Raw genomic sequence first — 14,483 nt, 5'->3', positions numbered from 1 at the left:
ATAAATAATGATTAAAATTTTAATGATAGAAGATGATTTAGAGCTAGCTGAAATTATTGCAGAATATTTAGAACAATTTGATATGAAAGTAGATATTGCTCATGAGCCTTATATAGGACTTTCTAGACTTGCTTTAAATCCTTATGATTTGATTATTTTGGATTTAAGTTTGCCAGGACTTGATGGTCTTGAAGTATGTGAAGAAATTCGTAAAAAATATGATACACCTATTATTATTTCAAGCGCTAGACACGATATTAGCGATAAAGTTACAGCACTTAATTTAGGTGCTGATGATTATTTACCAAAACCTTATAATCCTCAAGAACTTCAAGCAAGAATCAAAAGTCATTTAAGAAGAATTTCAAATACAAAAACTACTCAAGCACAAGTAAAAAAAGATTTAGTATATGATAAATTTAAACATACTATAACAATGAAAGATCAAGAGATAAATTTTACTAATGCAGAGTTTGATATTTTAAGTTATTTGATTAAAAAAGAAGGTGGAGTAGTAAGCCGTGAGGAGCTTGTGTATAATTGTAGCTCTATTAGCGAAGACTCTAGTAATAAAAGCATAGATGTGATTATTAGCCGTATTAGGCAAAAAATTGGAGACGATCCTAAAATTCCAAAATATATTCATTCTATTAGGGGAATAGGATATAAATTAACTCAATGAATAAGTCATCAATTTTTTATACTATTACTTTTGTATTTTTACTAGCCATTATTAGTGTGATATTAGCATTTTTATGGCTTATTAAATATGATCAACAAAATTACACAAATGAACTTAATGCTAAGTATTCTTTTATAGCAAATTCAAGATTGCTATATCTTAATAATGTAATTGGAGAAAAAGAATTCCAAGAACAAACTAAAAATTATAAAATGGTAGAACTTATAAATCCCAATTCTATTAAAAATGTCATTTATAAGGCCGAAACAATTGCTCGTGCTCAAACTAGCACAGCTATTGTAGAAATTATTACTTTACAAGATAATGTGTATTTGAAAATTATTTACAATGGTAAGCTTTTTTTATATAAAGACCTAGAATATCAAGGTTATAGATATTTTGTAATAAAATTTATAGCTGTAATTGTAGTAATGGTTTTAGTGATTTTGTATCTTTTTATCATAAGAAAATTAAAGCCTTTAAGAGCTTTAAAAAGACAAATTGATAAATTTGGAGAAAATAAATTAGATGAAATACAAAATGTTAGCAGAGGAAATGATGAGATTTCACAAGTTGCAACAGCATTTTATGAATCTATTTTGAGAATTCAAAAGCTTAATTCTTCAAGACAATTTTTTTTAAGAAATATTATGCACGAATTAAAAACTCCAATTACTAAGGGATTAATCACTTTAGAAATGCTTGAAAATAGCAAATATAAAGAAAGATTAATGGCAGCTTTTAATCGTCTTGAGATCCTTATAAATGAATTTGCTGCGATTGAGCAAATTACTTCAGGAACTCAATTAATAAATTTAAAAAAATATAATATCTTAGATTTACTAGATGAAGCTAAAGATATAGCAATGAATGATGATAATAAAATAAAAATTAGTATAAAAGAGAGTTTTAGCATAAATGTTGATTTTAAACTTTTTACCACAGCTATGAAAAATATGATAGATAATGGTATAAAATATTCTGATGAAAATAAAGTAACTATAGAAATTACAAGAGAATATCTTTGTTTTAAAAATATAGGCAAGGCTTTAGATCAAGATTTAAGGCACTATACTCAAGCTTTTACTCAAGGAAAAAAAAATAAAGATAGCTTTGGACTTGGTCTTTATGTAGTAAAAACCATACTAGACTCTCATAAATTAACACTTTTTTATGAGTATAGTAATGGTTGTAATTATTTTTATTTTAAAAATTTAGAAAATATTATTCAAAATTAGGAAAATTATGCCCTTATCTCGTTTAAATGAAGAGCAATATAAAGCAGCCTGTGCATCATTTGGACATAATCTTGTTATAGCAAGTGCTGGCACGGGCAAAACATCAACTATAGTCGCAAGGATAGCTTATCTTTTACAAAACAATATAAAGCCAGAAAAAATTATGCTTCTTACTTTCACTAATAAAGCAAGCAAGGAAATGATAGGAAGGCTTGGAAAATATTTTGATAAAAGTATCACTTCTAAAATCACAGCAGGCACTTTTCATAGCACTGCATATACTCTTTTGAAAGAATTAAATCATAATATTATTTTAAAACAAGCAAGTGAGCTAAGAATTCTTTTAAGATCTATTTTTGAAAAAAGAACTTTTCATCATTTAAGCGATATTAAGCCTTATATGTCTAATTATTTATATGATATATATTCTTTGTTTCAAAATACCAATACAAATTTAGATAGTTTTTATGAGTGGTTTTGCCAAAATTATAATGAACAAGCTGTTTATGCTGAAATTTATGAAGATATTTTAAAAGAGTATGAAGAAGAAAAAGAAAGATTTAATTATGTAGATTTTAATGATTTATTAATTAAGCTAAAACAAAATTTAAGATCTCATAATTTTGATTTTGATGAAATTTTAGTTGATGAATATCAAGATACTAACGCATTACAAGGTTCTTTAATTGATGCTTTTAATAGTAAAAGTTTATTTTGTGTTGGAGATTATGATCAGAGTATTTATGCGTTTAATGGTGCTGATATTTCCATCATAGGAAGTTTTAAAGATAGATTTTTAGATGCTAAAATTTTTACTTTAAATAAAAATTATCGCTCAAGTAAAAATATTTTAGCTTTAGCAAATAAAGTTATTTTAAATAATGAAAGGTTGTATCCAAAAGAATTGATTGTTACAAGGGAAGGAAATTTTAAAACACCAAGCCTACTAACTTTTAATGAACTTTTTGATCAATATTCAACTATAGCAAAAGTTATTTTACAAAGTGGAGTTGATTTAAATGAAATTGCTGTAATTTTTAGAAACAATTCTAGCGCAGATGGTATTGAAGTAGCTTTAAGAGAGGTTGGGATATCTAGCAAAAGAAAGGGTAGCAGAAGTTTTTTTGAAAGCTTAGAAGTGAAAGCTTTTTGTTCTATGCTAGCAATAATATTAAATCCAAAAGATATTATGGCTTTTATACATTTACTTGAATACACCAAAGGTGTCGGGGGAGTTTTAGCAAAAGATATATTTGATGCGTTTTTAAAACTTGGACATTCTAATTTAGTAAAAGGTTTTTTAGCTCCTGATACAAGCATTAGTTTAAAAAAACATAAAAAACAAAGTTACCAATTAGGACTTTTTGATGATTTAGAAGAATTAGCATATCCAGCTAGATTTCAATTAAAAAGCGAATTTAATACTCATCCTGTATTGAGTATTTCTAAAATCAATGAACATTGTGCGAAAAATTTAGAAAAATTATATCTTTTTGTTAAGAAAGCAAATGAATGTAAAATTTCAACACAACTTATAAATTTAATTTTAGAAAATGAATATTTTCAAGAAATTTGTAATATTTTAGCTACAAAAAGAGCTACAAATAAAAATTCTAATGTAGATTTAAATAAAAAAAATGAAATTTTAGAAAAAATTAATGCAAAAATGATGGTTTTAAAAGAACTTGCAAAAAATTATAGTGATAGTTATAAGTATTACAATTTTTTGACTTTAGGGGCAAATGAAATGAGTAGTGGCAATGGTGTTAATTTACTAAGTATCCATGCTAGCAAAGGACTTGAATTTGAACTTGTATTTGTAATAGATCTTGCTCAAGGACGATTTCCAAATCAAAAACTTATGAAAATGGGTGGTAGTTTAGAAGAAGAAAGAAGATTATTTTATGTAGCAGTAACTAGGGCTAAAGATACTTTATACTTAAGCTATGCCAAGTATGATAAAATCAAAAAAAACAATTATCAACCTTCTTGTTTTTTGATAGAAGCAGGTATGTGTAAAGAATAAGATTGTATTAATTTTTTTATATTATGATTTAAGAAAATCTTAAAAGGATATAAAAATGAGTGAGGTGTTATTTAAAGGAAATAAAGTCAAACTACAAGGAAATAGCCTTGAAGTTGGTGATGTGGCTCCAAATATAATCTTAAAAGCAAAAGATCTTTTTGACATTGAAATAGCTCCAAAAGGCAAAACTCAAATTATTATTAGTGTTCCAAGTTTAGATACTCCAGTATGTGCAGCAGAAGCAAGAGAATTTAATAAAAGAGCAGCTAGCATTAATGCTGAAGTGATTGTAGTAAGTATGGATTTGCCATTTGCAATGGGTCGTTTTTGTTCAACTGAAGAAATAGACAATTTAGTAGTCGCAAGTGATTTTGCTTCAAAAGAATTTGGTAAAAAATATGGTGTTTTAATGATAGATGGTCCGCTAGAGGGAATTTTAGCAAGAGCTGTATTTGTCATAAAAGATGGCATAATCGCTTATAAAGAATTAGTAAAAGAAGTAACTGAACTTCCAAATATGCAAGCTTTAGAGAATTTTTTTAGTCAAAATTGTAATGGTTGTTCCTGTTGCTAATTTTGAGATTGTTTAATTTTTCTACAAAATATTATTATCGCTTAGTTTTTACTATAAATTTTTAAGATTAATAATAAATCTCATAGCAAAGTAAGTTATTATGGGTGTGTTTTATTAAATTTAAAAAACTTAGCGATAAATATTAATTTTTTCAAGCTTTGGAGCTATCACAAATTGACAATAAGTTTGATTTGGATTTTTCTTAAAATATTTTTGATGATATTCTTCAGCTTTGTAGTATTTTTGCAACTTAATAACTTTAGTAACTATAGTTTTTGAATATTTTTTTTGAGCATTTTGGATAAAATTATTAATGATATTTAAATCTTCATCATCTTTATAAAAGATAATTGATCTATATTGTATCCCTTCATCAGCTCCTTGTTTATCTTTACTTGTTGGATCGTGTATTTTAAAAAATATAGTTAAAATTTCTTTTAATGAAATTTGACTTGGATTATAAGTAAGTTTTGCAACTTCTATATTTCCATCACCATTTGTAACACTTTTATAGGTTGGATTATCTCTTCCACCGCTATAGCCAACTTCACTAGCTAAAATTCCATTAATTCCATCAAAAACAGCTTCAACACACCAAAAACAACCACCACCTAAGATAATTTCTTTAGATAAAACAAAACACATTTTTAAATTGCTCCTAAAAATATCAATTTTCTTTTAAAACAAGTCGCATTAAATAAAGCTCTTCTCCATCAATAATTTTCAAATTTTTATCTCCACATTTTGGGCACCAGAAAATATTATTTTCTAAAATTCCATTAAAATGGCATTTTTGACACTCTATGAGTATTTCTTGTAAGTGTAGTATTATTTTAGCGTCCTTGCATACTAAACTATTTTCTTTAAATGTTTCAAAACTTCTTTTTAAAAGTGATGTTTCTACACCGCTTAAACGCCCTATTTTTATATGAATTTCTTCTATAATTTTACCTTGAGCATATTCTTCACAAAGCTCAAGCAAGGATTCTGTGATACTTAATTCGTGCATTAACAAATTCTCGGTAAGAGTTCACCCTTAGGAGCTTCTAAAATACGTCTTGCCCCATAGCTATTTTCTAAAATTACTCTTGATTTTTTTATAGTAGTAACTTCACCTATAATACTTGCATTATGATTAAATTTTTTTAAGATTTCTAAAGCACGATACTCATCTTCTTTTTCCACACATAAAACAAAAGTTCCTTCATTTGCAAGTTCATAAGGCTCATATCCAAAAAGCTCACACACTCCTAAAACTTCATCACAAACTGGAATTTTTTCTTCATACACTAAAAGTTCAAAACCACTTAATAAACTCCATTCATTTAACACCGCACTAAGCCCTCCGCGTGTAGCATCACGCATAGCTTTTACTTTGATATTTGCTTTTAAAAGAGCTTCTACTTCAGCTTTTAAATTCTTACAATCACTTTTTATATTAGCTTGTAAATTATTTCTTTCAACTAAAACAGCACATCCGTGGGTTCCAATATCTCTTGAAACTATTATACTTAAGTTGCTTTGTATATCTTTTGTGGATATTTTTTTAATAATTTTACCTACACAAGAAGTATTAATATAAATTTTATCGCCTTTATTTTTAGGGACAACTTTAGTATCTCCACAAACTAATTTTATATCTGATTTTAAGCATTCTTTTTTAATAGAATTTAAGATAGTTTTTAAACTATCAAACTCAAATCCTTCCTCTAAAATTAAAGCTAAAGACAAATAAAGTGGTTTTGCTCCCACCATCAAAACATCATTTGCACTTCCACAAACAGATAATTTTCCTATATCAATATCTTTTAAGAAAATAGGATTTAATACAAAAGAATCCGTGCTAAAAGCTATGTCGTTTAATATTGCTGCATCGTTTGATTCTCTTAATATATCATTATCAAAAATAGAAAAAATTTCACTAATTAAAGCATTCATTTCATCGCCACCACCACCATGAGCTAAAGTAATTTTATCCATTTAAATCCTTAGTTTTGATAATACTTATAATAAGCTGCACAAGCTCCTTCGCTAGATACCATACAGCTTCCTATTGGGTTTTTAGGAGTGCATACTTTAGCAAAAACTTTACAATCATAAGGTTTTGCTAGTCCTCTTAAAATTTGACCACATATACAAGCTTTGCTTTCATCTTTACTTTCTACTTCGCAATCAAACATTTTATTAGCGTCTAAAAAACTATACTCATCTTTAAGACAAAGCCCACCATTTTTGACAATCCCAAGTCCTCTAAATTCAAAATCACAGGGATTGAAAAAATTTTTTATAAGCTCTTGAGCTTTTTTATTTCCTTCTTCGCTAACAACCCTATGATATTCATTATACACCTCATAAGTATTAGCATTAATTTGTTCTATTATATTTAATATGCCAAGCATAATATCTACAGGTTCAAAGCCACTTACTGCTATAGGAGTTTTGTATTTATGAGCTATTGGCTTGTAAATATTTAAACCAGTTATTACGCTAACATGCGAAGGACCTAAAAAAGCATCTATTTTAACTTTTTTATCTTGCATAATAGCTTCTATCGCAGGTGGTACTAACACATGATTAATATGAAAAAATAAATTTTTTAATTTTAATTTTATACTTTTTTGAATGATTAAAGCACTCATAGGAGTTGTCGTTTCAAAGCCTATGGCGAAAAAAATAATATTTTTATCTTGATTTTTTAAAGCAATATCAATAACTTCTAAAGGAGTATAAAGCGCTTTAATATCAGCACCTTTTGCTCTAAGATCGATTAAACTTTCGTAGCTTCCTGGAATTTTTAACATATCTCCTAAAACACAAAAAATTGTATTTGGCATACTAGCAAGCTTTAAAGCTATATCAATACGTTTTCTTGGCATCACACACACAGGACACCCTGGTCCATGTATAAAATTAATACTTTTTGGAAGCAAACTTGGTAAGGCAAATTTCATAATACTATGAGTATGACCGCCACAAATTTCCATTATATTAATAGGCTTAGTAGCTTTAGAAGCAATCAGTTCTTTTAAAGTTAAAATTCTTTCTTTGTCTCTAAAATCATTAATTAAATCCATCTTTTAAACCCATATCTCCTTCATAGTCATTAATTTTGCCATTATCCATTTTATGTGCAATATCTGCATAAATCTTTAAACTTTCTTGGGCAGCTTGGATATCTATTTTTTCCATCGCAAAACCAACGTGGATTAAAACATAATCGCCAATTTCTAAAGGCTCACTTATCAAATCTAAACTTACTCGCCTTTTTACACCTAAAGTTTCCACTACAGCCGAATTTAATTCATCAATTTCTAAAATTTTAGAAGGTATTGAAAGACACATTAATTTAATTCCTTTTTTATTTTTAAATAATCAATCCATAGATTAAAACCTGTTCTTGTTTTGCTATCTAAAATCATTATATCTATTTTAGGATTTAATCTCTTAGCTGCTAGTGAAACTTGCTCAAAATCAAAGTCAAAATATTGAGCTAAGTCAGCTTTAGTAACAATAAGCAAATCAGCTTTTCTAAACATTACAGGATATTTTTCAACTTTATCATGGCCTTCTGTTACTGAAAGTAAAACGACATTCAAATGCTCGCCTAAATCATAGCTTGCAGGGCAAACTAAATTTCCCACATTTTCTATAAACACAATATCAAGTTCATCTAGTTTAAAATTATGCAAAGCTTCGTGTATCATAAAAGCGTCTAAATGACAGGTTTGACCTGTGGTGATTTGATGGGCTAAAGCACCTGCATTTTTGATACGATTTGCGTCATTATTTGTCTCTAAATCCCCTTCAATGACGGCGATTTTTAATTCATCATTTAAAGTTTTTATAGTTTCTTCTAAAAGTGTAGTTTTTCCACTTCCAGGAGAGCTCATTAGATTAATACATAAATTCTTATGCTTATTAAAATGTTCTCTATTATGAGTAGCTTGATGGTCATTTTTTGACAAAATTTTACTAATAACACTAATAGTTTTTTCATCTTTTAAGGCAAGGTTTTCATTATGATGTTTATGTTCGCTTATAGAGCAACCACAATCTTTACACATATTAATCCTTTTTTTGTTTTATTTTATCTTTAAAAGTATTAAAAATTTATGAGTTTTATCAAGTTTTTAATGATAAATAATGCACAAGTTGTCCTAAGGCTATAGAACTATCATTACAAGGAAATCTTAAAGAAGTTTTATAAGAAAATTGTTTTTTATTTAAAATAGTAAGCAAGGTTTTATTTTGAAACACACCACCACTTAAAATAATTTTTTGTGTATAAGAATTTGAAATTTCAATAATTAAATTAGCTATGCCATTTAGCAATCCTGTACTAATTTTACTTTTATCATCATCTTTTAGTGCCTGCAAAAAAGCATTTTTAATACAAATTTCATTTTCTTTTATATCAAATTTATAACTATAATCAAGGTCTTGATTGTAATATTTTTCAAACAATAATCCAACTTGTGCTTCATAATCAAGCTTTTTTATATCAAAAGCAATAACTCCAAAAGCGTCGATAATTCTACCAAGTGAGCTGGTGTATAAAGTGCTTTGATCATAAATTTTATGTAAATTTTCTAATTTTATAGTATCTAATTTAGATAAAATTTTTTTTGCTTCTTTTTCTAATTTGAAATTAAAAATTAAAGCTAAAGCTAAATTTAATATATTTTTAATATCGCTATTTATAAGTTTAAAAGTTTTAAAGTGAATTAATCTTTCATAAGATTTTAAATTTGCTTTAAAAATTTCTCCACCCCAAATATTGCCATCATCTCCATATCCTGTCCCATCAAAAATAAAAGCTATAACATCTTCATCATAAATTTTATGTTCAAATAAACACGCACATAAATGTGCATAATGATGTTGTATAAAATATTTTTTATAATTTTTAAAATCTTTTATATATGAAAAATGTGGATGCTTATCGCATAAAACTTGATCAAATTCAAGCTCATAAGAATTTTTTAAAAAATTTAACATTTTAGAAAATCTATCTTGAATATCTAAATCTTTCATATCTCCCATATAAGGAGATATGAAAATTTGACCTTTAAAAAAACAAGCAAATTCATTTTTTAATTCACTACCTAAAGCAAGAATATTTTCATCACAATTAAAAATATTTTTACAATGATAATAAAAAGGATTTAAGCCTCTAGAAGTCCTTAAAAACATTACCTTATCATCAATCACTTGAGCAATGCTATCATCACTTGAATTTATAATATCTCTATCATAATCAAGATAAAAATCAAATACATTATGAAGTTTATCTAAAAGTTTTTGCTCTTTAAAAATAATACTTTGTGAGCTAAGATTTGCACTAGTTGCCACAATAGGTTTATCAAAATAATCAAATAATAACAAATGTGTTCCCATATAAGCTAACATAATGCCTATTTTATCTGTATCTGGAGCTAAATTTTTTAAAATATTTTTGCTTTTTAATATCACAATAGGCTTTAAATTTGACTGCAAAAGTTTTGCTTCATTTTTATCAATATGAGCTAATTTTTTTGCCATTTGTATATCTTTTACCATAATAGCAAAAGGTTTTTTTTTGCGATTTTTTCTTTTTCTTAATTCATTAATGGTATTTTCATTTGTGCTATCACAAATTAGATGAAATCCGCCCATACCCTTTAAAGCGATAATCTTACCTTCATTTAAAAATTTAGAAAGCATAAAAAAAGCTTGCTCATCTTTTGCTAATATATTTTTATTTTTATCTTTTAAAAAAATACTAATTTTACATTTAGGACAAGACAATGGCTGTGCGTGAAAGCGTCTATTTGAAGGATCTTTGTATTCATTTTTGCAAAAAGAACACATATTAAATTTATCCATAGAAGTGTTTATCCTGTCATATGGAAGTTTTTTGATAATCGAAAATCTAGGACCGCAATTAATACAAGTAATAAAAGGATATTTATAACGAGGATTTTTTTTATCATAAAATTCATCTTGGCAGTCTTTACAAAGTGAAAAATCACTTAAAATAGGACTAAATTTAATAGTATCTTTAGATGAGCTTATAGAAAAATCTTCATATTTTTTTTGAAAATTTACTTTTAGAATTTGTATTTGATCGATTCTTGCTAATTTTGGTAGCTGTTTTAATAATTGATTTTTAAAATTTTTTAGCAAAAGCTCTTCGCATTGAAGTCTTATAATCACTCCTAAGCTGTTATTATAAACTTCTCCATAAAGATTTAGTTTTTTAGCTAGATTATAAACAAAAGGTCTAAAACCAACCCCTTGAACTAATCCTTTAATGCAAAGTTCATATCCAAAGTGGGACATCGCTTATCTTAAAAAATGGTATATGTTTAAAAATATTTTTACTTAAACTTTTATGCTCAAACAAACTACCGCTTAATACCACAAAGTCTGCTTGATCTTTTGCTTTTAAATCATCAAATATATCTCTTAAAAAATAAGCTAAAGATTCTATTACGCCTAAAGCTATTATTTGATTTTCAACACCGGCTAATTTAAAGCTCATTACGCTTTTTAAAGTTTTAGCATAATCAAATTCTTTTTGATTGTTAAATTTAAAATCTATCCTAACTCCCTTTGTCATTTTACTTTCATCTGACAAAGATAAAAGTTTTAATCCAGCTTGCAAAAGCTCTTTATCAAGCTCTAATATCACCCCTATCATACAAAAAATTCCAAAAAAACTATTGTTTAAATTAAAATTCATTTGCGGTAATACAAATTCTTTTTGATAATTTTCTAATAATCTCTTAGCAGTCTCATCTTGTTTAGATAATTCATAAAATTCATTAAAACTTGCTGGTAAATTAAGTTTTAATAAATTCACTTGCTTATCTAATAATATAATATCATCATATTTTTTACTAAGTTCTAAAAGCAAAGGTTTTTTTTCTTTAAAATCAGATAATACACAAGAAATTCGTGCATAATTTTTATCTTCTTTTTGAAAAATTAAATTTTTAAATTCAGGTAAAATATAATCAAAACCTCTTAAAACAAACATATTTTTTTCGACTAAAGCTACTTCAAATTCATCTTCAAAATGTTGTATTTTTTTAAAATTTAAAAATTTTACCCCCTCTTTTTCAAGCTCATAGCATAAAGCAAAAATAAATAAATTATCATAAATTTTAATTTTAAAATAATTATTTTTAATATCGTGATTTTGCCTAAAAATAGCATTAAATTTTAATTTCATTAAAGGCTTTTCAAGACCTGCTAGGATTTTAAATTGCTCATCATTGCAAGAAAAAAAAGCATTTATATGCTTTGGATCACTTGGCATTAAAAAATCATCTAAATTTTTATCAAAAATTTCAAAAGAATAAATTCCTTTATCATTTTTATATTCTATTTTTTGTTTGTTTTTTAATTTTTCTAAAGCTTTTTTTAAAAAAATATTAAAATTTTCTTTAGTAATTTTTACAAATTCATTTTCAATTTTAAATTCTTCTTTGACAAAGACTCCCCACTCATTTTCGATGAGCTCACCTTGAGTATAGGCATTAGCATTTAGTCTTGTTAAAAATGCTCTTGTGCTAAAATTTTTCTTAATAGGTTTTAAAATTTCAAGCTTTTCATCTATTATTTTTAAATCAAATTTATCTAAAAAAATACTATGACTAATTTTTTCTAAATTTTTACAAAAAGCTTGCAATTGCTCTTTCTCACCATTTGTTTTAATAACAATCTTACCATCTTTTTGCTCAAAAATATAATCATAATCTTGAGCATAATAAAACAAAAGATATTCAAATATATTATTTTTACATTTATAATCAAAAGTAATTTCTAAAAACAAAATAAAACCTTAAAGATTAAATTAAAGCATAAATATAGCAATTTTAATTCTAAGGAAAGCTTAAAAATATCAATTTAAATTTTTTCTATTTAATTTCTCAAAAAGTAAAATTTTTAAGCAAAATTTCTCTTTCTTTATAATCGGGCATTAAATTGTATAAAAAATTATAAAATTCTTTTTTATGATGAGGATAAACTAAATGCGTAAGCTCGTGTAATATCACATATTCTATAGCTTTTACAGGTTTTTGTATGAGTTTTAAATTTAAATTAATATAAGCTTTTTTGTGATTACAAGAACCCCATCTTGAAACCATAGTTTTTATGCTAATTTTTTGCACTTTTTTTTCAAAGGCAAATTGCCATTTTTTTATTAAAAATTCAAAAATTTTTTTAGCACTTTTCTTTTTAAAATTTTCTAAATCTTGAGTATTTTTTGTAAAAATTTGTGATTTTTTAATAAAAGTTTTAATATTTTTTTCATCATAAATCACAATATATTTTTTACCTAAAAAATATATTTCATTTTTAGATAAAACCTCTTTCTTAGATAAAATTTCTTTATATTTATTTTTAATCCAAGATTCATTTTTCTCTAAAAAATTAAATACATTTGTATCTTTATAATACAAAGGAATAGTAAGCTTAAGATCTAAATTTCTATCAATTTTTAATCTTAAATACTTAACCTTTTTTCTTTCAAATTGAATTTCAAATTCTTTAAAATTTAATAAACCTCTCATACTAAAATATTTTTTTGCCATTTTTTACTTTTCCATCTATATGAATTTACAATTCCTCTTAAGCATTCATCAGCACAAAATCCTATCCATATGCCTAAAATTCCAAATCCAGCATAAAAACACAATACATACCCTACTGGTAAAGAAACACCAAGCATAAATACCACTCCACTTAAAAAAGGAAATCTTGCATCTGCTGTGGCTCTAAGCGAATTAACCATAACTATATTAAAAGTTCTAAAGATTTCTAAAAAAATAGAAAGTGTAAAAAGTGGTGCCATAAGTTTTTTTAAGTCATATTGAAGCTTAATCATTTCCATAGTAAAATCTTGCAAAATAAAATTAAGCAAAGCCACTAAAGCACTTGCTATAACACTAAAATATAACGCCACCCACGTATGTTTATATGCGATATTTAAATATCTAGCACCTACTAATTTGCCAATGATAATCTCATTAGCTACGCTGATTGCTTGCCCTATTAACATAATAAGTAATGATATTTGAAAATAAATTGTTTGAACACTCAAATTTTCTTTACCTAAACTTGCTACAAAAGCAAATGCTATAGTATATTGGACAAACCAAACTAAATGTTCTCCAGCTGCAAAGCCACCTATATTAAAAATTTTTTTAAAAACTTCTTTTTCAAATTTTATCATCTCTTTAAATTTTAGATGAATTTTGAGTTTAAATGAAAATATACAAACTAACATTATAAAGGCAACTATACGACCTAATATATTACTAAGCCCTACTCCAAAAAGCTCTAATTTAGTAAAATGCAAAACATAATAATTTCCTATAAAAATCACAATATTCATAAATAAAGTTACAAACATAACCCAATAAGCCATATTATAAACTCGTATAATTGCTGCTAAAACTATGCCAATAGCGTCAAAAAACAAACAAATTGCTAGCATTTGTAAATAAATTTGACTATCTTTTAAAAGTTCTTGCGGAATTTGCAAAAGATAGAGTAAAAATTCTCCATACCAAAAAATTAATACCCCGCATACTAAGCCTATTAAGGTATTTAAAAATAAACTTTGATAAATCGTTTTTAAAGCAAGAATATAATTTTTAGCTCCTAAGGCTTGCGATATTACTACACTACACCCTACACTTAAAAAACTAAAAATTATAATAAACAAATCTGCTACTTGATTACCAGCACCCATAGCTCCAACTAAAAAATTAGAATATTGAGAAACCATTATGGTATTTATAATTAACGAAAAATATCTTAAAAACATCTCAAGCAATATAGGCATACTAAGATGTTTAAGCGAAAGTTGTTTAGAGGCCATAATTAATCTTTATTTAAAATTTAAATAATAATTTTAAAATAAAAACACTTTTTTTAAGTTAAAAATTATGTTTTATCTACTTCTAAAAG

14 protein-coding genes are annotated in these 14,483 nt (G+C 26.0%); 4 read left to right on the top strand and 10 right to left on the bottom strand.

Annotated elements, in window-relative coordinates; translation table 11 throughout:
- Positions 1-7: 7 nt before the first annotated feature.
- The 4 genes from QZ429_RS03340 to tpx are packed head-to-tail and all read left to right on the top strand — an operon-like array spanning position 8 to position 4,520.
- Positions 8-682 carry a response regulator transcription factor gene (locus tag QZ429_RS03340; RefSeq protein ID WP_291951060.1) on the top strand — a complete coding sequence of 225 codons (675 nt, stop codon included), beginning with the start codon at positions 8-10 and terminating at the stop codon, positions 680-682.
- Positions 679-1,920: an ArsS family sensor histidine kinase gene (locus QZ429_RS03335; RefSeq protein ID WP_291951057.1), complete on the top strand. Its 1,242-nt coding sequence runs from the start codon at positions 679-681 to the stop codon at positions 1,918-1,920. The genes QZ429_RS03340 and QZ429_RS03335 overlap by 4 nt, the downstream gene beginning before the upstream one ends.
- 7 nt (positions 1,921-1,927) lie before the next feature.
- Entirely contained in the window at positions 1,928-3,946 is a 2,019-nt protein-coding gene (locus QZ429_RS03330) for an ATP-dependent helicase (protein WP_291951055.1), read from the top strand.
- A 55-nt stretch (positions 3,947-4,001) separates the two neighbouring features.
- Positions 4,002-4,520 carry a thiol peroxidase gene (gene tpx, locus QZ429_RS03325; RefSeq protein WP_291951053.1) on the top strand — a complete coding sequence of 173 codons (519 nt, stop codon included), beginning with the start codon at positions 4,002-4,004 and terminating at the stop codon, positions 4,518-4,520.
- Between the two features lie 129 nt (positions 4,521-4,649).
- On the opposite strand, the gene msrA is transcribed toward tpx, so the two are convergent.
- The 10 genes from msrA to QZ429_RS03275 form a co-directional block, all read right to left on the bottom strand.
- Positions 4,650-5,165: a peptide-methionine (S)-S-oxide reductase MsrA gene (gene msrA, locus QZ429_RS03320; RefSeq protein ID WP_291951051.1), complete on the bottom strand. Its 516-nt coding sequence runs from the start codon at positions 5,163-5,165 to the stop codon at positions 4,650-4,652.
- Positions 5,166-5,187: 22 nt separating this feature from the next.
- The gene (locus QZ429_RS03315; protein WP_291951049.1) at positions 5,188-5,529 is read right to left on the bottom strand and encodes a hydrogenase/urease maturation nickel metallochaperone HypA; all 342 of its coding nucleotides are present in this window, start codon (positions 5,527-5,529) and stop codon (positions 5,188-5,190) included.
- Entirely contained in the window at positions 5,529-6,500 is a 972-nt protein-coding gene (gene hypE / locus QZ429_RS03310) for a hydrogenase expression/formation protein HypE (RefSeq protein ID WP_291951048.1), read from the bottom strand. Before hypE ends, QZ429_RS03315 begins: the two co-directional genes overlap by 1 nt.
- An 8-nt stretch (positions 6,501-6,508) precedes the next feature.
- Positions 6,509-7,594, bottom strand: a complete 1,086-nt coding sequence (gene hypD, locus QZ429_RS03305; protein WP_291951045.1) for a hydrogenase formation protein HypD — start codon at positions 7,592-7,594, stop codon at positions 6,509-6,511.
- On the bottom strand, positions 7,581-7,862 hold the full coding sequence (locus QZ429_RS03300; protein WP_291951043.1) for a HypC/HybG/HupF family hydrogenase formation chaperone: 282 nt from the start codon (positions 7,860-7,862) through the stop codon (positions 7,581-7,583). The genes hypD and QZ429_RS03300 overlap by 14 nt, the downstream gene beginning before the upstream one ends.
- Positions 7,862-8,584 (bottom strand): hydrogenase nickel incorporation protein HypB, encoded by a 723-nt coding sequence (gene hypB / locus QZ429_RS03295; RefSeq protein WP_291951040.1) that lies wholly within the window; start codon positions 8,582-8,584, stop codon positions 7,862-7,864. The genes QZ429_RS03300 and hypB overlap by 1 nt, the downstream gene beginning before the upstream one ends.
- Positions 8,585-8,642: 58 nt before the next feature.
- Positions 8,643-10,841: a carbamoyltransferase HypF gene (gene hypF / locus QZ429_RS03290; RefSeq protein ID WP_291951037.1), complete on the bottom strand. Its 2,199-nt coding sequence runs from the start codon at positions 10,839-10,841 to the stop codon at positions 8,643-8,645.
- The gene (locus tag QZ429_RS03285) at positions 10,822-12,339 is read right to left on the bottom strand and encodes a hypothetical protein (RefSeq protein WP_291951034.1); all 1,518 of its coding nucleotides are present in this window, start codon (positions 12,337-12,339) and stop codon (positions 10,822-10,824) included. The genes hypF and QZ429_RS03285 overlap by 20 nt, the downstream gene beginning before the upstream one ends.
- 97 nt (positions 12,340-12,436) lie before the next feature.
- Entirely contained in the window at positions 12,437-13,102 is a 666-nt protein-coding gene (locus QZ429_RS03280; protein ID WP_291951031.1) for a SprT family zinc-dependent metalloprotease, read from the bottom strand.
- Positions 13,078-14,394, bottom strand: coding sequence for an MATE family efflux transporter (locus QZ429_RS03275; protein ID WP_291951027.1), 1,317 nt, complete (start codon positions 14,392-14,394; stop codon positions 13,078-13,080). Before QZ429_RS03275 ends, QZ429_RS03280 begins: the two co-directional genes overlap by 25 nt.
- Positions 14,395-14,483: the final 89 nt, after the last annotated feature.

The organism is Campylobacter sp., from assembly GCF_020024835.1.
Taxonomy (GTDB): Bacteria; Campylobacterota; Campylobacteria; order Campylobacterales; family Campylobacteraceae; genus Campylobacter_D.
Note: the sequence above shows the minus strand (reverse complement) of the source record. Positions and strands in the feature narration are given on the sequence as shown.